Origin of the sequence: Arthrobacter sp. NtRootA1 (genome assembly GCF_019976975.1) — a bacterium.
GTDB lineage: Bacteria > Actinomycetota > Actinomycetes > Actinomycetales > Micrococcaceae > Arthrobacter > Arthrobacter aromaticivorans.
Genome location: NZ_AP024630.1, coordinates 720,249 through 741,898, shown reverse-complemented (window position 1 = coordinate 741,898; position 21,650 = coordinate 720,249). Strand labels below are relative to the sequence as shown.

The window sequence follows — 21,650 nt, the reverse complement described above, 5'->3', positions numbered from 1 at the left end:
CCTAGCGCCCGGCAGCAGCGTCCAGGGCGTCGATCCGCAGCTGCCGCGACGCGGATGAGTCCACATGTCAGCCGAACTCCGCCGGCGGAAGTCAGCCAAGCTCCGAGCAGGCGGCGGGCGCCGTCGTCGTCGATACGGCTGCGGCGAAGGCCCCACCTGGTGTAGGCGTAACGCAGCTGGTGACGGCCCTATTCTGCACCCTCGCCGCTGCCGAGGGCTTTCAGGACCGTTGCTGCTGTGGTGTCCCACCCGGGAAGGTTGGACCGCGCCTGGAGTGCCGCAGTTCGCCACCTGTGTTGAAGCTCTTGGTCGGTGAGCCATCTCCGGAAAGCGCTGGCAAGGGTGTTGGGCTGTGTGAGGTCAAGCGCCGTCCCCGCTCCTGTGTTCCCGAGTGCTTCCACGGCACCGGTCCCCTGCCGGACGACAACCGGGACGCCATGGGCCAAGGACTCCGTCACTACCAGCCCGAACGACTCGGACTTCGAGATGAGGATGCTGAGATCGGCTGCGCGCCACTGATCCTCCAACGGTTTGCCGGTTAACTCCCCAGTCATCATGATGCGGTTTTGGAGTTTGTAACGTTCGACGGCGGCCCTCACTTCTGCCGCGTACGCGGGGTCAGGTTGGTCTGCTCCGATCAGGGCCGCCGTCCATGGCAGGTCTTTTAGGGTAGCGAGCGCTCCCACGAGTTCCGTTTGGCTCTTGTTGGGGAGCAGGGCGGCGAGGGCGATGATGTGCGGTGGTTCCGAGCCCTTTGCTGTTTCAGCCGGTTCAACTCCGGGTTGGGCAACCACGATGTTTTCGAGGCCATGCCTTTTTTCCAATGCGGCAGCAGCATGCTCGCTTGGGCAGATAACACCTGAGGCTGCGGCCAGGGCCCTGGCTTCAAGGTCCGCGTGATCGGCCAGCGCCATGTGGGAAAGAATCCACACCCGGGTTCCTGCCCTTACCGCGCCCGCCACTTCATCCGGGGCCCCACTCGCGACCAAACCGTCGGCAATCACTGTGGTGCCGCCGTCGAGCATTTCGGCAAACCGTTGCCGGTCCGCCGCGCTCCCAACCGGCCAGCCGCCGTCGACGATGACTGTCTCTATCCCCACGCCCAGGGCTGTCAGGTGCTCGGCGAGTTTGGCGTTGTACTTGTTCCCGCCGGAGCCGTGCCGGACGTTTCCCGGCACCAGGAAGCGGATGTGCACTTACTTAACCGGGAGCTCCAGTGAATATCCTGCCCACGCATCCGGATTCTCGCGAAGGACGACGTCGATACCGTTGAGGGCTGCTCCGTCGGGGGTGTCCGTGATGTGCGCGGCAACTGCGTCCGCGATGTGCTTCGCCAATGCCTCCGTGGTGGACAACTTGCCCTTGAAGGCTGGGTGTTCGTCGAGGTTCTTGTAGTTCAGGTCTTCAAGAATTTCCTCAAGAATGCCACCTGCAGCACCGATATCCAGGACGATGGCGTCCTCGTTGAGGTCCGCGCGGTGGAAGGTCACCTCGGCGACGAACGTGGCACCGTGGAGGCCCTGCGCGGGGCCGAAGGCTTCCCGGGGAAGGCTGTGGGCAATCATGAAATGGCGTCGGACGGTCAGGCTGAACATGTCTTATTCCTCCGGCTTTGGATAGGCGACCACGTGGCAAAAGCCGCCGGGCCTTTCAAACAACTTAACGAGGCTGGTGGGCAGATTCTGAAATTGGCACTCGCTGCTGAGGAACGTGTCGAAGACCGGATCCTTCAGGATTGCTGCCGCGAGTTCGAGGCGCTGGGCGTTGGTTCTTCTGTGCCTCCTGGGCAACGCCACGGCCCCCACTTGGCTGGAGCGGATGGTGAGCCTGCGCGCGTGGAAATCCTCGCCCAGCGGCAGGGTGACTTCCTTGTCGGCGAACCACGAAAGCTCGATCACGTCGGAATCGTCGCCGGCAAGTTGGAGGCTCAGTTTGAGTCCCTCGTTGGAAGCGGAGCAGTGGAAAACGATGTCGCAATCGTTCTCCGCTTCGTCCGGGAGTGCGAAGTTGATGTTGAGTTTTTCGGCGAGATTTCTCTTGTCCGCGTCTGCATCCACGAGTTGCAGGCGGCCCAGCGGATACTTCCGGAGGATGGTCGCCAGGACGCCGCCCACCAAGCCACCACCGACGACGGCGACGCGGTCTCCCAGCCTCGGCCCGGCTTCCCACAGGGCATTGATTGCTACCTCCACGATGCCCGTGAGCACGGCACGGCGGGCAGGCACGTCCTCCGGTATGGCTGTGAGCTGGTTCGTCGGGACCACGTAGAAATCCTGGTGCGGATGGAGGCTGAAGACTGTCTTGCCGATCCAGGCGTCCGGGCCTTGTTCCACGACGCCGACAGACAGGTAGCCGTACTTTACCGGGCCCGGGAAGTCGCCCTCTTGGTGCGGCGCGTGCATCAAATCAGCCACACGCTCCGGGACCCGCCCTTCATGGACTACGCGCTCCGTGCCGCGGCTGACGCCTGAGTATAGTGTCCTGACGAGGGCTTCCTGGGGGCCGGGGGTTGGTATGGCCTCCGGGCGCAACTCACCGTGGCCCGACTCAGTGACCCAATAGGCCTGGGCCTCGTGTTCTTGTTCGTGCGAGATAGTCATGATGCTTATGAATCTATCGCTGGGCGGGTGCGGGCGGAAGTTGAGTTCACTTGTCGGCGTTTCCCGGGGGTTCGCTGGGGGTGGCTGGGGGCTCGTTTGCGGGCCGTTTTGGGGAACAGGCCCCAACTCCGGTACCCTATTTCAGTTGGTGACGTGTCCGAGCGGCCGAAGGTGCAACACTCGAAATGTTGTTTGGTGTAAAAGCCAACGTGGGTTCAAATCCCACCGTCACCGCCAATGAGAAAGGCCCTGCTTCCCTTTGTTTATGAGGGAGGCGGGGCCTTTTGCTTTGCCCGGAGGCATGCCAGCCGTCTGTGACGAACTCCGCGCGGCTCCTTTAAGGCAGCTGCAACAGGAGCGGATTGACCGGCTTGAACCGCAGCAATCGGATGGTTTGCGCGAGGATGGCGATGCGGAAAATCAAGCTGAGGACGTTGGGCATCTCCCCTGTGGTGGTTACGACGTCAACAACGTTGATGATGCCAAGGACGAGCTCAAGTCCCACCAAGACCAGCGCCGCGACCAAGGGAGCTTTGGAATTGCTGCGCCGGGTGGCAACGTTCCAGATTCCAACGGCCAGCAGGAAAGCCGTCAAAATTACGTTCTGAGCATCTGCCATTATCAGTTCGGCTCTCTCACCCTCGCTGAAAGCAGCGATTTCTGAGCCAGTTCCGCCATACGCCTGCCACAGCAGCAGCACCCACGCCAGGCCGATAAAAATCAAACCGAGGCCGACAACGGTCCGCCCATTGCGGGATCTCTTCGCTTCAAGGACGCCGGTTTCTGTCTTTGATGGAGCAGGAGACTGCGGAAACTGCATGCTCATATCGGACCCCTGAGGATTCCAGGGAGTACACGATGCGCCCCCATCGAGAACAATGTAGCAGCCTGCGTCTTCTGTCCACGGCCCGGACTGTCCAAAGGGGACCTAGGCTTGCCGCGGTCCTGTGGGCGCCTAAGCCTAACTTCCATTTCGTGACGCTAAAAACTAAAGAATTAATCAAATCCAGACTAGATCCCTAAATGCTTCTTGCGATCAAATACAGAGCGCCAAACCCGATTGTTTGAATCGGAGAAATTCATTACCTTTGAAAATCGTGCATGTGGCGCATCAAACACCCTTAGGAGCGTCATGAACTCGCTGGAACAAGCCGAAGCATCTCCGCCACATTTTCGAGCGCCGAAGCCGGCCAGCATGTCTTCAGCGGCGCTCCGAAATCCTTGATGGATCGCGTTGTCCGTTGGATTGCTGGCCCTGGCGTTCCGGGTGTTCGGCGTTCAGCGGGCAAACGATGTATTTATCGACGAGGTTACCTACGCGGACATGGTCAGAGAAATTACCGATGGGCAAATGCCATCAATTCTCGGCAACCCTTTTCCTCCATCCCCCGGCCTCGTATGCTCTAAACGCACCGCGCACGCTTGTGGCTCGAACTAAGCACCGGTTCAGTCTTCGGGCTGGCAATCGTCACCAAAGACATGACTGCTGTGTTCACTGTCGTCCCGCTCGTGGCCGCCACATTCTGGCGTAGAACCGTTCCACTGATTACAACTCTGGGACGATCCTCCCACCCATAAACGGCGGGTACCGGTGAGGAAGCGGGCGGGAGGCTGAACCTATGATGCGCCGCTCTTCCAGCCAACGATTGACATCATCTGGAAGTTGGCCAACGCATCACGAAGCATGCGGTGGCCCTGCTGCTCAAACCGTTGATCGCCGCCTTGGTAAGCCCATGCAGCGGTAGCGACCGCCTCGCGCAGCAACGCAACATTCCAGAGCTCTCTGTCTCTGGGATCTGAACCGTATCCCTCAAAAAAGGCGCCCTCCAAATGAGGATGGGACCGCCATTGCTGCACAGCCAGACGACAGAAGTCAGTGGCGGCCGGCCTGAACTCATACCTGCCAAAGTCGATGATCCTAAGCTCGGTGCCGTCCATCAGCCAGTTACGTGGTTGCCAGTCACCGTGAGTCGGGACGAGCACCACAGGCTTCGGCTGATATCCGCCGAGGATGGCCTGGACTTTCTCAACGTAAGAGCTCTCGATGCGGTGGGGCGTTCTCAGCCAGGACAACGTTTTGGAAACGGCTATCGCTTCATAGTCTGGGTCAGTCTGCGCTGCTTGCTCGTGGAACGCACGCATTAGGCGCCCGGCTTGCTGATACGTTTCCGTGTCATATTCAGCTTCGGTTCCCTCCACGAGGGAACCCTCCAGATATTCGGTCATCAAAATATTCATGGAACGATCCGAGTGAACGAGCTTAGGGGCGCGGTTATACCGGGCCCACACATTCACCGAGAACTCATGGGCTTCTATCTCACGTCCTATGTGGTGATTCAAAGACCCCGCAGCTTTGACTATGTATTTGTGGTGTTCGTGCTCTACTTCAAGGACCGCCGTATCCATGAGATTCCAGGAGAGATCCTTGCGGAGACGAACACCTGGCAGCCAGCGTTCTACGAGTTCGGCTTGGCTCACGCTCAGCCGGTTGCGGTGCCAGGATTCCATCCCAGCAGACTAATGTCTCAGTCCGCACATTCACATGCGTGTTGTCCCACTCCCGCTAGGCTGGTGACACATAGGGCCGCCACAGGGGGATTTCATGCGTCGCCGTATCGCGTTAGTGTCTATTGCCGTATTTTCGCTGGGAATGCTCACGGCCTGCGCCGTCCCTAACAGCCTCAAGCTGAATCCATCGGAAACCACTGTCGAGTACAGATTCCGCGACAGTTCAGTTCCGCCCAAATACCATCGCAGCTACACCATCAAGGCCTCTGACAAGGAAGCCAGCATCACGGTCGATTCCTACGGCGACGTGCTTCGTCAGGAAACTGCTGCCATGCCCGCAGAGACGTGGACCGAAGTGATGGACCTTGCCCGAAGCCTTCCTGAGCGCACCAAGGACATCCGCGCTCCAAAGCCTGGTTGCGCAGGCGGAACTGCGTCGACGATTGTCGTCCGTGAAGGCGAGCAAGAGCGATACTCCCAGCGAATTGAAGATTGCGGCGGAGACCCTGTCACACCACTCACGGACACAGCTGCGCCGCTCGAAGCACTTTTCGACATGAAGGATCTGCTGAAAACCGGCGCATGAGGTTTAGGTTTGCACCACAAGCGACAAAGCTAAGGCGCCGGGACCAACCTCTCGGTACGATTAGCAGCGGAGGCACCAATGTCCAGGTCAATGCAACGAACCAGCAAAAGCACCGATTACGAGTTCCTCACGGTCTGGAGAGTGGCCGGAACGCCCGAGGAAGTGGTGGATGTCCTCGGTAACGCGGGCACCCTCAAGCAGTGGTGGCCTTCGGTGTACCTCAAGGTGACACCCGTGGCCCAAGGCAACGCGGACGGCGTGGGCTCATCGTTCGATCTCCACACCAAGGGCTGGCTCCCATACACCTTGCGTTGGCGGCTCACCGTTACCGAACCCATTACCCTCCACGGATTTGCGCTGAAAGCAGAGGGCGACCTCAACGGCACTGGCCGCTGGACCTTCGAGACGGACGGCCCTGAAGTCGTCATCACCTACGACTGGCGGGTGAGCACCGCCAAGCCACTGCTCCGGAGGCTGAGCTGGCTCCTGAAGCCTGCGTTCTCGGCCAACCATCACTGGGCCATGGCGCGTGGCGAAGAAAGCCTGAAACTTGAGCTGCGCCGTCGTCGTCCCGGTGCTGATCTCAGCCGCATACCGGAGCCGCCAGGACCAACATTTGTCCGCACGAAGGGCCAACTTTCAACGCAATAAGGGCGGAGTCAACATCCCCGCACCCGCGAAAAGTATCCACATAGGCACCAATCCGAGGCCAGTCGGGCTCCGAACTCCCGATAGAATCAAGACGCTGACAACAGACAGCATCCAGCCAGGCGATCGAGGGAGGACTCCGTGCGCTCATTGCAGCCCCGGGCACCCTTCCATGCACTGCGGTCGGGCGCGATCTCGCTCGTTATCGTGCTTCTGGCAGCTGGGGCTCACGTGATCGGCGGCGGGGAACTTCCCGCTATCCCGGTTCTGTTGGCACTTGTCGCATTGACAGGATTGGCCGCGACGCTTGCCACTCGCTTCAAGCTCAACTTCACCGCCATGACGGCATTGCTGGGAACCAGCCAGCTCGCTCTCCACGAAGCCTTCACGGCTTTGAGTCCAGTAACGGCAACAGCTCCAGGGAACTCGCACCACGCTGGCGAACCTCTGAATCCCTTGCTCTACACGGCGACGCCCCACGTCCATGAGTTGGGCACAACTCTGGGCACTGCGATGTTGGTTGGCCACATCCTGGCGACGATCGGGTCTGCCGTGATCCTGGCCAAGGGCGAGGACGCCCTGTGGCAGTTGGCGGCCTGGCTGCGCCCTTTGGTTGCGCTGCCCACCCTATTGTTCAAGCCCGACGCCGGCGCCTCCCCTATCGCCGTCGACGCACCTGACGTCTTCCTGCCCCGCCCTTGGCGGAACCTGAGGCAAGACAGCCGCCGCGGCCCGCCCGCCGCCGTCGTTCTTCCCTGATTCCGCCCGGCACCAGCGCAACGCACTCAGCAGACGCCTTTGGTGACGGGCCACAAACCCGTACCCGCGCCAGTTCCGGCGCCCCGAAAGGCAATCCCATGAAGAAGTCCGCCCTCCGCCGTACCCTGTCCTCGACCGCTGCCGCTGGCGGAACCGCTGCCCTGATGATGGCCGGTCTTGCCGGAGCATCTGCACACGTATCGGCAGATCCGAACAAGACTGCTGCGAACTCGTACGCCTTGTTGACGTTCGGCATCCCCCACGGCTGCGACACGTTCGGCACAACAAAAGTCGCTATCTCGTTGCCCGAGGAACTGACCGATGCCCAGCCCACGGTCAACCCAAACTGGACGGTTGAGAAGGTGACGGAGACGTTGCCAGGGCCGAAGAAGTTGGCTGATGGCACCACCATCACCAAACGGACCAGCCAGATCGTCTACACAGCCAAGGCCCCGCTGGATCCACATCTTCGTGATGCTTTGGTTCTCTCGGTCAAGCTGCCCGACGCCGCCGGCAAGACGCTCTATTTCCCGACGCTGCAGACCTGCGAGCAGGGCCAGACTGACTGGTCGGAGATCCCGAAGGAGGGACAGGACGAGCACGATCTCAAAGCCCCGGCCCCGTCCGTCACCATCACACCTGCCGAAGCCGAAGGTGACCACCACGCAGCAAACGCGGTGTCAACAGAGCAGGCGTCATCGGTAACCGACGACGGATCACAAGCGCGAAGCTGGGCGGGCCTTATTGCCGGTATCGCCGGTTTGGGCCTGGGCGGCGCCGCATTCTTCCGCGGCCGGTCAGCAAAGACAGCAGCAGCCAAAGTCGACGCCAAGTAACACGGTGGTTGGCGTCCGGAATATCACGATCCGGACGCCAATCCGCTTTCCTTGCCGTGGCTCAATTGACTCACGTCACACCCGGCGCAAGGCTGGTGCCCATGTGGACTCAGCGCATCAAAACCGGACTTGTGACGACGACGGCCGCAGCCTCGCTGCTGCTCCTTGCTGCTTGCGGGCCAAGCCCAAGCCCCGCGGGAAGCAGCAGTGCCCCGCCCACCTCATCTTCGGCATCTCCGACGTCGGCCTCCCCCAGCGCGAGCAACTCGCCTTCGCCGTCCGGAACGGTCACCTCCGCAGCACCTGCCGAAGGTCAATGCAAGGCCGATTCCCTGACTGCCGCCACTGATTCCACTGGCGGCGGCGCTGCCGGAAGTATCTACGAAAAATTGATTCTGACGAACTCCGGAACCACGCCTTGCACCTTGGAAGGTTTCGCGGGCGTCTCCCTGACGGCCGACGCCAACGGTGCCCCTATCGGCGAGCCCGCTACCCGTGAAACCACTACGCCGGTCACCAAGGTCGAGCTTGCCCCGGGGAAATCGGCGTGGGCTGAACTGCGTTACACCCAGGCTGGAAACTACGGCGATTGCACCAAAGTTCCTGCTGCTGGTTACCGCATCTACCCGCCCAACGACACTGCGTCACTGTTCGTCGCTGAGCAACACGATGCCTGCAGCAACGCGGGCATCAAACTCCTGACCATCACTGCCTTCCAGGCTGTCTAACCATCAGCCCACGGCTCGGGCTTATTCTGTCTGAGCCGTGGGGCATGATGGAGGAATGCAGGAGCAGCAGGCGTCCATCGGCGCCATAGGCCGTTTCAGCCAAGCAACCAGGGAATGGTTCCTCGGCGCTTTTTCCGCGCCCACTCCCGCCCAGGATGGCGCGTGGAACGCCATCTCTTCGGGCTCGCATGCCCTAGTAGTGGCCCCGACTGGTTCGGGCAAGACTCTTGCCGCCTTCCTTTGGGCGTTGGACAGGTTGCATTCCACACCGTCGGACGCGTTGCCCGGATTGGAGTCCGTCTCCGACGGAAAGGGTCGCGCGAAACGTCCCAAGACCAAGACCCGCGTCCTTTATATATCGCCGCTCAAAGCACTGGGCGTAGACGTGGAGCGGAACCTGCGGGCACCGCTTATCGGGATCACGCAAACCGCCAAGCGATTGGGGCTTCCGGCACCTCTGGTTATTGTCGGCGTCCGTTCGGGAGATACGACGGCGGCAGATCGCCGCTCGCTGTTATCGAACCCGCCGGACATCCTGATCACCACGCCGGAATCCCTGTTCTTGATGCTGACTTCCCGTGCCCGGGAAACGTTGAGCGAAGTAGACACCATCATCATTGACGAAGTGCATGCTGTCGCTGGCACCAAGCGGGGCGCACATCTTGCGGTGTCCTTGGAAAGGCTGGATGCCCTTCTAGCAAAGCCTGCCCAGCGGATAGGCCTCTCTGCTACGGTGCAGCCGCGTGAGCTTGTGGCCCAGTTCCTGGCCGGCCAGGCCCCTGTGGAGATTGTTGCTCCGCCGTCCAAGAAGAACTGGAATCTCACAGTCACTGTGCCCGTGGAGGACATGTCGGACCTCCAAGGGGCTGCGGGCGCATTTGACTCCGGGCCTGCCTCGGGGCTTCAGCCGCAAGCATCCATCTGGCCTCATGTTGAGGAACAGATTGTCGATCTTGTCCTCTCCAAGCAGTCCACTATCGTCTTCGCCAACTCACGCCGCTTGGCTGAACGGCTAACCGCCAGATTGAACGAGATCCATGCCGAGCGGCAAATGCTGGCCGCGGCCGGCGGTGAGTGGGGTGCTGCCGAAAAGGAAGATGATTCGGGAAGCTGGGGCACCGGGCCGGCCGCCAAGTCTGCTGGGACCGCTCCCGTATCCACTGCGACCCCGGCGCATATGATGGCGCAGGCCGGCAACACGAGTGGAGCAGATCCTGTCTTGGCACGCGCCCACCACGGTTCGGTCTCCAAGGATCAGCGGGCCATGATCGAGGATGATCTGAAGTCGGGCAGGCTCCGCTGCGTCGTTGCCACATCGTCGCTGGAACTTGGCATCGATATGGGAGCCGTGGATCTGGTCATCCAGGTGGAGTCACCGCCCTCGGTAGCCAGTGGCCTGCAGCGTGTAGGGCGTGCCGGCCACCAAGTGGGCGAGATCTCCGAGGGCGTGTTGTTCCCCAAGCACCGGGCTGACCTCCTTCACACCACCGTCACAGTGGAACGGATGCTAAGCGGCCAAATCGAACGGCTAAGCATCCCCACAAATCCCTTGGACATTCTGGCCCAGCAAACCGTCGCCGCTACTGCCCTGGGCAGCATCGACGTCGAGGAATGGTTCAGCACTGTCCGTCGGTCGGCCCCATTTGCGAGCCTGCCCCGATCCGCGTTTGAGGCCACACTGGATCTTCTTGCCGGAAGGTATCCCTCCGACGAATTTGCAGAACTTCGGCCACGCATTATCTGGGACCGCCATGCAGGCACCATCGAGGGCAGGCCCGGGGCACAGCGACTTGCCGTCACCTCGGGTGGCACCATTCCGGACCGAGGTCTGTTCGGCGTTTACATCATCGGCACTGAAGTTGAAGGATCCTCATCCGCCAACGCCGATGGTGAAGGCCCCAGCGCCTCCGCCCGCGCCGCGAAAGGTGGTCGCCGGGTTGGAGAACTCGACGAAGAAATGGTCTACGAATCGCGGGTAGGCGATATCTTTGCCCTCGGAGCCACCAGCTGGAAAATCGAAGACATCACCCACGACCGCGTTTTGGTCTCCCCTGCTTTCGGTCAACCGGGAAAGCTGCCCTTCTGGAAAGGCGATTCGCTCGGCCGTCCGGTGGATCTCGGCCGCGCTTTGGGAGCCTTCATCCGCGAACTCTCCGCGGCCGACCCCGCGCCAGCCATGGAGCGCTGCCAAGCGAGTGGGCTCGATGCCTTTGCGGCCGGCAACCTGCTGCAATACCTGGAAGAACAGAAGCAAGCCACAAACATCGTTCCCAGCGATCGGACCTTGGTTGTGGAACGTTTCCACGACGAACTCGGGGACTGGCGCGTTGTTCTCCACAGTCCGTTCGGAATGCCTGTCCACGCGCCGTGGGCTTTGGCCGTTGGACAACGCCTTCAGCAGCGTTACGGCTTGGACGGTTCAGCCATGGCCGCCGATGATGGCATCGTTCTTCGTGTCCCCATGATGGAGGACGAGCCACCCGGTGCTGAGTTGTTCCTGTTCGATCCCGAAGAACTCGAACAGATCGTCACCGCCGAGGTGGGCGGCAGTGCCTTGTTCGCCTCCCGATTCCGTGAGTGCGCGGCCCGCGCCCTGCTGCTGCCCCGCCAAAACCCAGCCAAGCGCCAACCCCTGTGGCAGCAACGGCAACGCTCTGCCCAATTACTGGATGTCGCCCGGAAGTATCCCTCCTTTCCTATCGTGCTGGAAACCGTCCGCGAATGTTTGCAGGATGTTTATGATCTGCCCGCCCTCAAGGACATTGCGGCATCAGTCGAGCGCCGTGAACTGCGCATTGTGGAGACCACCACCCAGCAGCCTTCACCTTTCGCGAAGTCCCTGTTGTTTGGCTATGTAGCCCAGTTCCTCTACGAAGGCGATTCCCCCTTGGCGGAGCGTCGGGCCGCAGCGCTGGCCTTGGATTCCACGCTGCTCAATGAGCTTCTGGGCAGAGTGGAACTGCGCGAGCTTCTTGACGCCGCGGTCATCGATGCCACGGAACGCGAGCTGCAGCGGCTGGTACCGGACCGTCGCGTGCGCGGAATGGAAGGTGTCGCTGACCTCCTCCGGCTCCTTGGTCCGCTCAGCGTCGAGGAAGTGGCGGAGCGCCTTGAAGAAGGGCCGGACGCGGGCTCGCACCTGGCCGCTCTCCAGAAAGCCAACCGGGCGCTGAAGGTAACGATCGGCGGCGTCGAGCGTTTCGCGGCGGTGGAAGATGCCGCCCGGCTGCGCGACGCCATTGGTGTCCCTCTGCCCATGGGCGTGCCGCTCGCCTTCATTGAGCCCGTCCACGATCCCTTGGGCGACCTCGTCTCACGGTATGCGCGCACCCACGGACCATTCACAGCAGCCGAGGCCGCGTCCAGGCTGGGACTTGGCGTCGCCGTCGTCAATACTGCACTGAAGCGGCTCGCTGCCGATGGCCGTGTTGTGGAGGGCGAGTTCCGGCCACATGCCGTGGCGACGGAGAGCACCCCACTGGAGCCGCTGGACTCCGAGCTCATGTCCGTCGAGGCACCGCCGTCAAGCGAATGGTGTGATGCCGAGGTCCTGCGGAAGCTCCGGCGTCGTTCTCTGGCTGCCTTGCGCGCAGAGGTTGAGCCCGTTGACACTGCCGCCTATGGGCGGTTCCTGCCGGCATGGCAGAACGTGACGGCACCCGGGAAATCCCGGAGCCAGGCATTGCGCGGGCTCGACGGCATCATCACGGCGGTTGATCAACTCTCAGGCGTTCCCATCCCCGCTTCCGCATGGGAGCCATTGGTGCTCTCAAGCCGCGTGGCGGACTACAAACCAGCCATGTTGGACGAACTCATGGCCGCCGGTGAGTTGCTGTGGTCCGGGGCTGGGGCCTTGCCCGGAAATGACGGGTGGATCAGCCTCCACGTGGCCGACTCCGCCGAGCTGACGCTTAATCCTGCTCCGGACTTCGAGCCCGGCGACGCCCAACAACGGCTCCTGGACTATTTGGGGGCAGGAGGCGGTTACTTCTTCCGCCAACTCACTGAAGTGACGGGTGGAATGGACTCTGTGTTGAGCGATGATGCCGTGGTCTCGGCGCTCTGGGATCTGGTGTGGGCCGGCCGCGTCACGGGTGACACCTTTGCGCCGGTGCGGGCCATGATCGCCGGTGGGCGCACAGCGCACCGGCAGGTCGCCAAGGCACCTCGGGCCCGTGCCCCGAGAATGAGCAGGTTGGGGCGGTCCCACGGTACGGGCCTTCTGGGATCCCCCGGGCTAACGGGTGGGCGCTATGGTTCTGTCTCCGGCACCGCTCCCGCCCCGCCATCAGCGGTAGGACGCTGGTCTGCGCTGCCTTCGCCCGAACTTGACCCGACCATCCATGCACGCGGCACCGCCGAGCTTCTGCTGGATCGGTATGGCGTGGTCACCCGGGGCTCGGTCATGGCCGAGAACATCATTGGCGGTTTCGGACTCATGTACAAAGTTCTGGCCCGGCTCGAAGAAGCCGGGCGTTGCCGCCGTGGCTACTTCATCGAGCATCTGGGAGCGGCCCAATTCGCCGTCTCCGCAACCGTGGACAGGCTCCGTTCCTTCACCGAAGATGCGCGCATCACCAAAGCAGAACCCGCAGCCTTGGCACTCGCAGCCACGGACCCGGCCAACCCTTACGGCGCCGCGTTGCCTTGGCCGGCGCTGTCCGTCGACGCCGGTTCCGGACACCGCCCCGGACGAAAGGCCGGTGCGCTGGTAGTGATGGTCGACGGCGCGTTGGTCCTTTATGTTGAGCGCGGCGGTAAGACTCTTCTCACCTTCAGCCATGATGACGCCGTCCTGGCGGTCGCTGCCGAAGCTTTGGTAGACGTGGTGCGACGCGGAGCGGTGGACAAACTTTTCATGGAAAAAGTCAACGGTCACGACCTCCTGGACACGCCGATTGCTGCTGCGCTTGCGGCCGCCGGAGCCTACTCAACCCCAAAGGGGCTGCGGATCCGTGCCTGAGGGAGATTCCATTTGGCGTGCTGCCTCGCGCCTCAACGCCGCCTTGGCAGGACAGGTCATCACAGCGTCAGACTTCCGGGTACCGCGCTTCGCCACCCTGAACCTTGCGGGTTGGACAATGACCGAGGTGGTTCCCCGGGGCAAACACCTGCTCATGCGCCTGGTGGGACCTGCCGACGAGGAACCCGGCGCGAGCAGGAAACCCCGCGAGCTGACCATCCATTCCCATCTCAAGATGGAAGGCAGTTGGATGGTCTACCCGCCGGGAGGCCGCTGGACCAAGCCAGGCCACACCGCGCGTTGCGTGCTACGAACGGCTTCCGCTGACGCGGTCGGGTTCTCGCTGGGCATTCTCGAGGTGGTGCCAACCAGCGAGGAAGATCGGATCGTCGGGCATCTCGGACCTGATCTGCTCGGCCCTGACTGGGATGAAGAAGAAGCCCTCCGCCGGCTCCAAGCTGAACCTGACGTCCCCATCGGCTACGCCCTGCTCGATCAGCGGAAGCTGGCCGGGATCGGCAACATCTACCGCTGCGAAGCGTGCTTCCTTTCCGGAATCCACCCCGCATTGCCTGTGGGCTCGGTGCCGGATCTCGCCAAGACCGTCAACGATGCCAAGAGACTCCTGGGCGAGAATCTGGGCCCAGGCCTGCGGACCACCTTGGGTCCCCGGGCGATGAGACCCGGCTACTGGGTTTACGGTAGGGCTCGCCAGCCATGCAGGCGCTGCGGGACACCTATTCGTCGCGATGTCCTCGCAGCGCCGGATGGAACCGAGGAGCGGGACATCTACTTCTGTCCCAGATGCCAACCACGTCAATAGGACTCGAAACCCTTCAGGAGGGTCAACCATCAGGCGGCCGGCGCGGCCTCCACAGCTTCGGTGGGGGCCGGAGCCTTGGCTGGTTCCGGGACCATGAACTTCGGCAGGAGAACCTGCACAATCGGACCGATTGCCAAGGCATAGACCACCGTGCCGACACCAACGGATCCACCCAGCAGGAAGCCCACGGCCAGGACCACCACTTCAATTCCCGTCCGGACAAGGCGGACAGACCACCCCGTCCGGCGAACCAGTCCCGTCATCAGGCCGTCACGGGCTCCCGGGCCGAGGCGTGCTCCGATGTAGCAAGCGGACGCGATTCCATTGAGGATCACCGCGCCGGCCAGCAGCGCAATTTGTCCTCCCAGATGCGAGAACTCCGGGATCAGCCATAAGCCCAGATCAGCAAAGACTCCCACAAGGATGGCGTTTGCCAAGGTGCCGAATCCGGGCATTTGCCGCAGCGGGATCCAAAGAAGGAGGACGAGGAAGCTGACGGCGATCACCACAATTCCGATGCTGAATCCGGTCTTTCCCGAAAGGCCCTGGTGGAAGACGTCCCAAGGGTCAAGGCCAAGCCCGGCGCGGATGAACATGGCCAGGGAAATGCCGTACATCGCCAGGCCGATCAGGAGTTGAGTGATTCTTCGGGTCATCATGGATCCATACTCGCGAAAAACTGGCCTTGTATTCCATAGCCAGTTTGGAATACTGGTCCTATGCCCGGCTCACTGAATCCCACCGCACTCGTCCGCCTCCTGGGCTCTTGGAGCAACGGAGCGCTACCCGCCTACCGTGAGCTGGCCGACGTCGTGCGTTTACTGGTGATGGATGGGCGCATTCCGCTGGACGTCGCGCTGCCCAGTGAGCGTGCGCTGGCGCAGACGCTCGGCCTGAGCCGCACCACTGTCACCGCGGCTTATGCGAGCCTGCGCGAGCAAGGCTTTCTCACCGCCGGCCAAGGCAGCCGGGGCAGGACGAGTATCCCCCACCGCAACGCCCCAGTGAGCGTACCGGGCCTTGCCGCCCCCGAGGGACTCCTGGACCTGGCCTACGCATCGCTTCCGGCCGCCGGAGAAGTTGTGCACCGGGCGTTTGCCGACGCCCTCACTGAGTTGCCGGCGCTACTGCCCGGTTTCGGGTACGACGCCCTTGGAGTGCCAGCCCTGCGTGAGGCGATCGCGCAGAAGTACTCTGCTGAAGGAGTGCCCACTACAGAGGACCAGATCCTGGTGACGTCCGGCGCGCAGCATGCCCTGAACATCGTTCTCCATACCCTCGTCGGGAAGCAGGACAGGGTTCTTGTGGAACACCCCACCTATCCAAATGCACTGGACGCCATCCGGGCGGCTGGCTGCAAAGTGCTGCCTGTGGCGTTATCGCCTCACGCTTCCTCTGGCTGGGAAATCGACGCGTTCGTTTCCACCATGAACCAGCAGCACCCCTCAATGGCCTACATTGTTCCGGACTTCCACAACCCAACCGGGCGCATCATGTCAGACCTTCAGCGCCGCCAGTTGGCACGGGCGGCTGCTTCTGCCGGGACGGTGCTTGTGGTGGACGAGACGTTGCGCGGGTTGAACCTCGACGGCGTCCGCTCGGCGCCGATGTCAACCTTCAGTCCGAGCGTGGTTTCGGTCGGCTCGCTCAGCAAATCCCATTGGGCAGGCCTCAGGACGGGCTGGATCAGGGCGGAGGAGGCGATGATCACCCGGTTCGTGGCAACAAGGACCACCATGGATCTTGGCGGTCCGGTTGTTGAGCAGTTAGCCGCCGCGCGGCTGGTGAGGTCATTCGCAGAACCGCTGGATGCCCGCCTGCAGGAGTTGCAGCACAACCGGGAATCGCTGCTGGCACTGCTCGCTGAACATCTGCCGGAATGGGAAGCGGAAAGACCACGGGGCGGGCTTACCGTTTGGTGCCGCCTGCCCACTGCATGCAGTACCGCCCTCACCGTGCTGGCGCCGGATTTCGGGCTTCGACTGGCGGCGGGACCGAGATTCGGAGTGGGCGGCGCGTTCGAGCATTACCTGCGCGTCCCTTACACCTTGCCGCCGGCGCAGCTGGAATTCGCCGTGGGTGCGTTGCGAGCGGCCCAGGACAAGCTCGACGCTTCTCCCCAACTCCGCCGGACCCTCAAGGCTGGGCGGCCACCCGCCGTCGCAGTCGCCTAGGCGCTTTTGGCAGGCGCCGCTGCAGCTGAACCCATGCGCTGTTTCGCCGTGTTGCTGCCCGGTCCGACGGGGACATGGGAGGTGGCCTTCGCCAAGCCAAAAAGCGGCATCCCGTTGTACACCACTTCAATGCCCGACGCCGGAACCTGGTACGTCTCGTGCCACACCCCAATATCACCGCTGCCGGCAATCTCCTTCATGAACTTCCGCCACGGACCCAGATGTGGGGAATCACGGTCCGCTGCGAAGCGCCTCAGATGCTCTGGGCTTTCCCAGTAACTGAGCAGGATTGTGGTCCGCCCAAACCATTGCTCGCTGCCAAGCAACCCGGCCTCGGGGTTGGCGGCGAGGTGTCGCATCATCACGGGCATGGCTGATGCCACACGACCCACTTTGCCCATCTTCCACCAACGGTTGGCTCGCATCCCGATCAGGAAGACAGTCACTGTTTCACGCCCGATGTCCGCGGTAAAACGTCCGGGAAAGATCTCCTGTGCCATGTCGCTCCTTTTGGTGGGGAATTTTCGGGATTTCCCAGTTTCGTAACGATGTTATGAAACGATGTTATGAAACACTTGAAGGCATGGCAAGACCCGTCCTTCATGATCAGCACGTCCAGCAACGGCTTCTGGCAGTGACCGCAGAACTTGTGGACCGCGAGGGTCCCGCGCGGGTCACTCTCCGCGATGTTGCCGCAGCCGCAGACACGTCCACCTCTGCGATCTACTCGCTCTTCGGCGGGAAAGCGCAGCTCCTGACGGCCGCCGTCGACGACGGTTTTCGCTCCTTTGGGGAGTCCCAGCAGGCTGCGGCAAAAGACGGACTCCGGGGCCTGGGCAGCGCATACCGCAAGTGGGCCTTGGAGCATCCGGCCCTTTACCGGCTGATGTTCGGTGGTGCACTGGCCGCCTATGTTGATTGCAGCCCGACGCCGGAAGTCGCCTCGGCGTCCATGCTTCCCCTGGTGGAGGCGGTAGTTGCCGCCCAAACGGCCGGGAGGATCCGTTCCGACGATCCCTCCGTCATCGCAATGGCCATCTGGGGGCAGGTGCACGGGCTCGTCAGCCTGGAGCTGGCCCAAGTGGACAATCACGGCACGGATTGGGCGGGAATCTACGAGGCCTCCCTCGAAGCAGTTGCCCGCGCGTGGGCCCCGTAAACGCAAAGTGACTGGCAGTAGCGGTTGTTCCCAGCTCTGGGAACAACCACTACTGCCAGTCAGTTGGGCGGGAAACCCCTACGCATAAACGTTCTCCAAGAACGCGCCCCACGCCTTGGCAGTGAGGTCCGAGTCTCCGGATCCACCGAACTCATGCACGGTCATGCCAACCGGCGCACCGAAGGCGTTCCGGCCGAAGAAACGGTACATGGTGTCCGATGTCCTGAGCCCGAGGAAGTTCCCATTCGAGAAGTCCACCTCCCCGCTCAGCCGGCCCACGCCGTCGACGTCCACCTCAAAAGGTGTGCCGGCGGCAAGACCATCCACGCCCAAAGCCTTTTTCAGCTGCACAAATCCGTCGGGAGTCTGCGATGAAGCAGGCGCCTGGATATCCGTGAAGACCACGGGCTTCCCATCGAAATACTGCAGGTACTGACCCAGGGTGTGGAGGTAAAACTCCGTGTGCTTGCTGGCGCCGTCGTACTGTTCGTCCCAGTTGTCGGCAAAGATCCCGCTGTGGACGTAGTGGAGCTTTGCCCGGCCACCCTCCACAGGCTCCAGGACGTGCTCCAACTGGTTGAACCAACCGTTGGGACCCTCCATCCGCGACACAAGATGGGTGGGATATTCCTCCACCGTTTTCACATCGGGCCACTGATCCGTGGGGAACATCCAGGCCGACGTGTCCTTGGTGACCGCCTGCCACACCCGCTCGGGAGTGCCCGGCAGTTCGGCGTCCGCCACAATTTCGAATTTCCGATTGTCAGTCATTGCCTTGTTCCTTTTCTGCTGATTTTTCCGTTGACGGGGTCTTGAGTGCTGGGTGAAGTACGATGACGAGCCGGTGCTTGCGTGCCCCGCTCGCCACTGCGGCAGCACCGCCGTCGTGATACTTATCGACGAGCCGCGTCACCGCTACGCCCAGCTCTTCTGCGAAAGCGGCGCGTTCCGCGGCTGAACGGAAGGTAATTTCGCCGTCGATCGCGAAGCTTGCGAGCTTCTTTTTGGCGGCGGCAGCACCCGAGATGAGCTTCCCCATTTCCTGGACCGTGCGGGAGGCGAGCGCCAGGAGCCAGAAGGCGGAGAACCTGTCGGCGAAACGCTGCGGATCCGGGGCCACCGAAGCCAGGGCGACGGGTGAGATCAGGTACGAGGCCGCCGTCGCCTGAAGAACGCGTTCGGTGACGTTGCCCTTGCGGCGTTCTTCCACAAGCTCCACCAAGCCATGACGCTCGAGTGCCTTGAGGTGATAATTGACCTTTTGCCGGGGCAGCCCTACCTTGGCGGCCAGTTGAGTGGCCGACCCCGGAACGGCGAGCTCCTGCAGTATGCGCGTGCGGATCGGATCCAGCGAAGCCTCTGCGGCGGCTGCGTCCTCAATCACTTCGATGTCCAACATGCTTCCAGTATGCCTACCGACAATTTTTATTGTCAAGAACTTTTTTATCGTCGGTTTGCAGCTGCGTTGCGGGGCCTGATTTGCGTGCTCCTCGGGCCCAATGCCAGGCAGGGCAGGCCCCACAACGAGAGCCACAGTAGAATTGTCCGGTGATGCAATCCCCCCTTCCCGTGCGCGACGGCGTAAACGCAACCCGCCTGCGCCTCCCGGACGAAGGGCCATGGGATACGGCGATGGACTACATGATGCATCGCTGGGGGCACATCGACCCCCAAGGCATCGAGGACCGCTTCGATGCCGGCGAGATCGTTGGCGAAGGCGGAGTGCGCCTGAACCGAAGCACCAAGCTCGAGGACCACACCTTCATTTGGTATTACCGGACACTCCCTCCGGAGACCCGCCTGCCCGTGGAAATCAACATCCTGCACCAAGACGAAGACATCCTCGTGGTGGACAAGCCGCATTTCCTGCCCACAACGCCCGGCGGCACATACATCCAAGAGTCCGCCTTGGTCCGCCTGCGGAACCTGCTCGACCTTCCGGACCTCATTCCCATGCACCGCCTGGACCGCATGACCGCCGGCATTTTGCTGCTCTCAACCAACCCGGAAACCCGCGGCCGGTACCAGGTGCTCTTTGAGAAGCGCCAGGTCCAGAAAGAGTACGAATGCGTGTCCGCCGCGGCCCCCGCGGACGGCTATCCCGACGTCGAATTCCCTGTGGTGGTCCGCAACCGCATGACCAAGTCCCGCAGCTATCTGCTCGCCGAAGTTATCGACGGCGAACCGAACGCGGAAACGCGCATCGAAAGGGTCAGGACGTTCGACGCCGGTGACGCTACCGATGGCACGGCTACTTCTCCCCGTGCCCTGTACAGGCTTGAACCGCACACCGGCAAAACGCATCAGCTCCGGGTCCACATGGCATCGCTGGGTCTAGGCATCGTCAACGACGCCTTCTATCCGGACCTCCTGGACAAGGCCCCGGACGACTACAGCAAGCCGCTTCAATTGTTGGCCCGCGGCATCACCTTCGTGGATCCCATCACCAAGGAGCGCGTGGAATACCGTAGCCAACTGGAACTCAGCGAAGCCCACGGCTGATCCTGCCCCGGAGGGAGAACCTATTCCTTCAGGTTGGGCCCGGGTCTACCATGATTCTGCTGGGCAGCATCCGGGAGCGTCTCATGGATAGTTTCGTTGAGGTCCCAGGCGATAAGACTGCATCCGTCTTCGCCTACTCTGCCGCTGCGGTAGGCGTGGCAGGGGTTCTTACGCTTGGCGCCATGTTTGCCATTGAAGTGCCCAAGGGCGGCCCCTTCGTGTTTGGGACCATCAACGACGCCACCGGAGCTGTATTCAACGTCCTGGTCATTCCGGTGATCCTCCAAGTGCACAAACGGCTTCCCGAATCCCGTTGGAATGGGCCGTTCAAATGCATCACTGTGGGCGCTTGTGCTGCCGGCGCAGCAAGTTCCGCACTGCTGGTGTTCAAAGTGCTGGACTTCACACCATCTACCGTGGTGTCCGTTGCTGCCATTACCGTCCAGGCCGCATGGTTTTTGGTGGCAAACAACAAACTTCGCAGCGTTGATCGATACCCCCGGGAACTGGCACAACTTGGACGGTTCATCGGGGGTGCACTGCTTGTGGGGCTGCCCGTGGCCGGCCTTGGCTACCTGATACCCGGCCCGGAATGGCTGAAATATGCGCTCATGGGGGCTGGCTTCGTTGCCGGGTCGCCGTCGTGGGTGGCGTGGCCATACTGGTACTTCAAAGCAGGCAGGTTCCTGCGCCATAAAGGCGCGGTCCAACCGGCGGGCGGTGCACCTATGGGCCGTCCCGAACCCGCCTGAACGACGAGCAGCCCAGCGGCCGGTCAGGACTGAAACACAGACCGGAAGACCGCCGTTGTATCCTCGGAAAACAGGACGAACTCCACCAACTCAAGTCCGCTCCCCGTCGCGGCACGTTCTGAAGACGCAGACGAAAACGAGCCCACGGCGTCGAACGCTACTTCCGCGACCTCTCGGGCATCCCAACCATAGATTCCGGCGCTGATCGCCGGAAAAGCGACGGACCGTGCACCCACCTCCACAGCCGTAATCAGGCTTTCCCGGAAGCAAGAGGCGAGCAGAGCAGGATCGGTTTGGCCAGCGCGCCGGTTGGGACCCACAGTATGAATCACCCAGCGCGCCGGGAGCCTGAACCCGGGAGTCACGACGGCGGCGCCGACCGGCAGCCCGTCCGGCACTTTGGTGCGACGAACCTCGCGACAGGCCTCAAGCAGTTCTGGCCCGGCGGCCCTGTGGATGGCGCCGTCCACTCCCCCTCCACCGAGGAGTGACGAGTTGGCCGCGTTGACGATCGCGTCGACGTCGCGCGTGGTGATGTCCGCGTGCATGATTTTGATCCGCATTGCGCCAGTCTCCCGCCGAGCGGCGAGACCGGCAAGTGCGGTACCTTGT

General features: G+C 62.2%; 21 protein-coding genes and 1 tRNA gene. 12 read left to right on the top strand and 10 right to left on the bottom strand.

The window, feature by feature from the left end:
* Positions 1-188: 188 nt before the first annotated feature.
* From LDN90_RS03610 to LDN90_RS03600, 3 genes are read right to left on the bottom strand one after another with little or no spacing between them, the layout of a single operon-like run.
* The gene (locus tag LDN90_RS03610; protein ID WP_223947951.1) at positions 189-1,196 is read right to left on the bottom strand and encodes a glycosyltransferase family 4 protein; all 1,008 of its coding nucleotides are present in this window, start codon (positions 1,194-1,196) and stop codon (positions 189-191) included.
* Entirely contained in the window at positions 1,197-1,595 is a 399-nt protein-coding gene (locus tag LDN90_RS03605; RefSeq protein ID WP_223947950.1) for a 6-carboxytetrahydropterin synthase, read from the bottom strand.
* Positions 1,596-1,598: 3 nt separating this feature from the next.
* Positions 1,599-2,600, bottom strand: coding sequence for a zinc-binding alcohol dehydrogenase (locus tag LDN90_RS03600; RefSeq protein WP_223947949.1), 1,002 nt, complete (start codon positions 2,598-2,600; stop codon positions 1,599-1,601).
* Between the two features lie 147 nt (positions 2,601-2,747).
* On the opposite strand from LDN90_RS03600, the gene LDN90_RS03595 reads away from it, so the two are divergent.
* A tRNA-Ser gene (locus tag LDN90_RS03595) sits at positions 2,748-2,837 on the top strand.
* Between the two features lie 100 nt (positions 2,838-2,937).
* Here the strand turns inward: LDN90_RS03595 and LDN90_RS03590 are convergent.
* Together LDN90_RS03590 and LDN90_RS03585 are read right to left on the bottom strand one after the other, a co-directional pair.
* Positions 2,938-3,426: a hypothetical protein gene (locus tag LDN90_RS03590; RefSeq protein ID WP_223947948.1), complete on the bottom strand. Its 489-nt coding sequence runs from the start codon at positions 3,424-3,426 to the stop codon at positions 2,938-2,940.
* Between the two features lie 791 nt (positions 3,427-4,217).
* Positions 4,218-5,108 carry a phosphotransferase gene (locus LDN90_RS03585; RefSeq protein WP_223947947.1) on the bottom strand — a complete coding sequence of 297 codons (891 nt, stop codon included), beginning with the start codon at positions 5,106-5,108 and terminating at the stop codon, positions 4,218-4,220.
* Positions 5,109-5,202: 94 nt separating this feature from the next.
* Between LDN90_RS03585 and LDN90_RS03580 the strand changes: the two genes are divergently transcribed.
* The 7 genes from LDN90_RS03580 (at position 5,203) to LDN90_RS03550 (ending at position 14,451) form a co-directional block, all read left to right on the top strand.
* Positions 5,203-5,694, top strand: coding sequence for a hypothetical protein (locus LDN90_RS03580; RefSeq protein ID WP_223947946.1), 492 nt, complete (start codon positions 5,203-5,205; stop codon positions 5,692-5,694).
* A 78-nt stretch (positions 5,695-5,772) separates the two neighbouring features.
* A complete protein-coding gene (locus LDN90_RS03575) occupies positions 5,773-6,345 on the top strand; it encodes an SRPBCC family protein (protein WP_223947945.1) in 573 nt (190 codons plus the stop codon).
* Positions 6,346-6,483: 138 nt separating this feature from the next.
* Positions 6,484-7,101, top strand: coding sequence for a hypothetical protein (locus tag LDN90_RS03570; RefSeq protein WP_223947944.1), 618 nt, complete (start codon positions 6,484-6,486; stop codon positions 7,099-7,101).
* Between the two features lie 98 nt (positions 7,102-7,199).
* On the top strand, positions 7,200-7,937 hold the full coding sequence (locus LDN90_RS03565) for a YcnI family protein (RefSeq protein WP_223947943.1): 738 nt from the start codon (positions 7,200-7,202) through the stop codon (positions 7,935-7,937).
* A gap of 101 nt (positions 7,938-8,038) precedes the next feature.
* The gene (locus LDN90_RS03560) at positions 8,039-8,665 is read left to right on the top strand and encodes a DUF4232 domain-containing protein (protein ID WP_223947942.1); all 627 of its coding nucleotides are present in this window, start codon (positions 8,039-8,041) and stop codon (positions 8,663-8,665) included.
* A gap of 55 nt (positions 8,666-8,720) precedes the next feature.
* Positions 8,721-13,628, top strand: a complete 4,908-nt coding sequence (locus tag LDN90_RS03555; protein WP_223947941.1) for an ATP-dependent helicase — start codon at positions 8,721-8,723, stop codon at positions 13,626-13,628.
* Positions 13,621-14,451 carry a DNA-formamidopyrimidine glycosylase family protein gene (locus LDN90_RS03550; RefSeq protein WP_223947940.1) on the top strand — a complete coding sequence of 277 codons (831 nt, stop codon included), beginning with the start codon at positions 13,621-13,623 and terminating at the stop codon, positions 14,449-14,451. The genes LDN90_RS03555 and LDN90_RS03550 overlap by 8 nt, the downstream gene beginning before the upstream one ends.
* Positions 14,452-14,480: 29 nt before the next feature.
* On the opposite strand, the gene LDN90_RS03545 is transcribed toward LDN90_RS03550, so the two are convergent.
* Positions 14,481-15,110, bottom strand: coding sequence for a hypothetical protein (locus LDN90_RS03545; protein ID WP_223947939.1), 630 nt, complete (start codon positions 15,108-15,110; stop codon positions 14,481-14,483).
* Positions 15,111-15,170: 60 nt separating this feature from the next.
* Between LDN90_RS03545 and LDN90_RS03540 the strand changes: the two genes are divergently transcribed.
* Positions 15,171-16,625, top strand: coding sequence for a PLP-dependent aminotransferase family protein (locus LDN90_RS03540; protein ID WP_223947938.1), 1,455 nt, complete (start codon positions 15,171-15,173; stop codon positions 16,623-16,625).
* Here LDN90_RS03540 and LDN90_RS03535 read toward each other — a convergent pair.
* Positions 16,622-17,125: a DUF4188 domain-containing protein gene (locus LDN90_RS03535; protein ID WP_223947937.1), complete on the bottom strand. Its 504-nt coding sequence runs from the start codon at positions 17,123-17,125 to the stop codon at positions 16,622-16,624. The two genes, LDN90_RS03540 and LDN90_RS03535, sit on opposite strands and share 4 nt — an antisense overlap.
* Positions 17,126-17,208: 83 nt before the next feature.
* On the opposite strand from LDN90_RS03535, the gene LDN90_RS03530 reads away from it, so the two are divergent.
* Entirely contained in the window at positions 17,209-17,784 is a 576-nt protein-coding gene (locus LDN90_RS03530) for a TetR-like C-terminal domain-containing protein (RefSeq protein ID WP_223947936.1), read from the top strand.
* Between the two features lie 78 nt (positions 17,785-17,862).
* Here LDN90_RS03530 and LDN90_RS03525 read toward each other — a convergent pair whose 3' ends face one another.
* Together LDN90_RS03525 and LDN90_RS03520 are read right to left on the bottom strand one after the other, a co-directional pair.
* Positions 17,863-18,555 carry an SRPBCC domain-containing protein gene (locus LDN90_RS03525; RefSeq protein WP_223947935.1) on the bottom strand — a complete coding sequence of 231 codons (693 nt, stop codon included), beginning with the start codon at positions 18,553-18,555 and terminating at the stop codon, positions 17,863-17,865.
* Positions 18,548-19,183 carry a helix-turn-helix domain-containing protein gene (locus LDN90_RS03520; protein ID WP_223947934.1) on the bottom strand — a complete coding sequence of 212 codons (636 nt, stop codon included), beginning with the start codon at positions 19,181-19,183 and terminating at the stop codon, positions 18,548-18,550. The genes LDN90_RS03525 and LDN90_RS03520 overlap by 8 nt, the downstream gene beginning before the upstream one ends.
* 152 nt (positions 19,184-19,335) lie before the next feature.
* Here LDN90_RS03520 and LDN90_RS03515 point away from each other — a divergent pair, with 152 nt between their 5' ends.
* Positions 19,336-20,286: an RluA family pseudouridine synthase gene (locus tag LDN90_RS03515; protein WP_223949228.1), complete on the top strand. Its 951-nt coding sequence runs from the start codon at positions 19,336-19,338 to the stop codon at positions 20,284-20,286.
* A gap of 83 nt (positions 20,287-20,369) precedes the next feature.
* Entirely contained in the window at positions 20,370-21,038 is a 669-nt protein-coding gene (locus LDN90_RS03510) for a hypothetical protein (protein WP_223947933.1), read from the top strand.
* 23 nt (positions 21,039-21,061) lie between these two features.
* Here the strand turns inward: LDN90_RS03510 and LDN90_RS03505 are convergent, their stop codons facing one another.
* On the bottom strand, positions 21,062-21,601 hold the full coding sequence (locus LDN90_RS03505; RefSeq protein ID WP_223947932.1) for an O-acetyl-ADP-ribose deacetylase: 540 nt from the start codon (positions 21,599-21,601) through the stop codon (positions 21,062-21,064).
* Between the last annotated feature and the right edge of the window lie 49 nt (positions 21,602-21,650).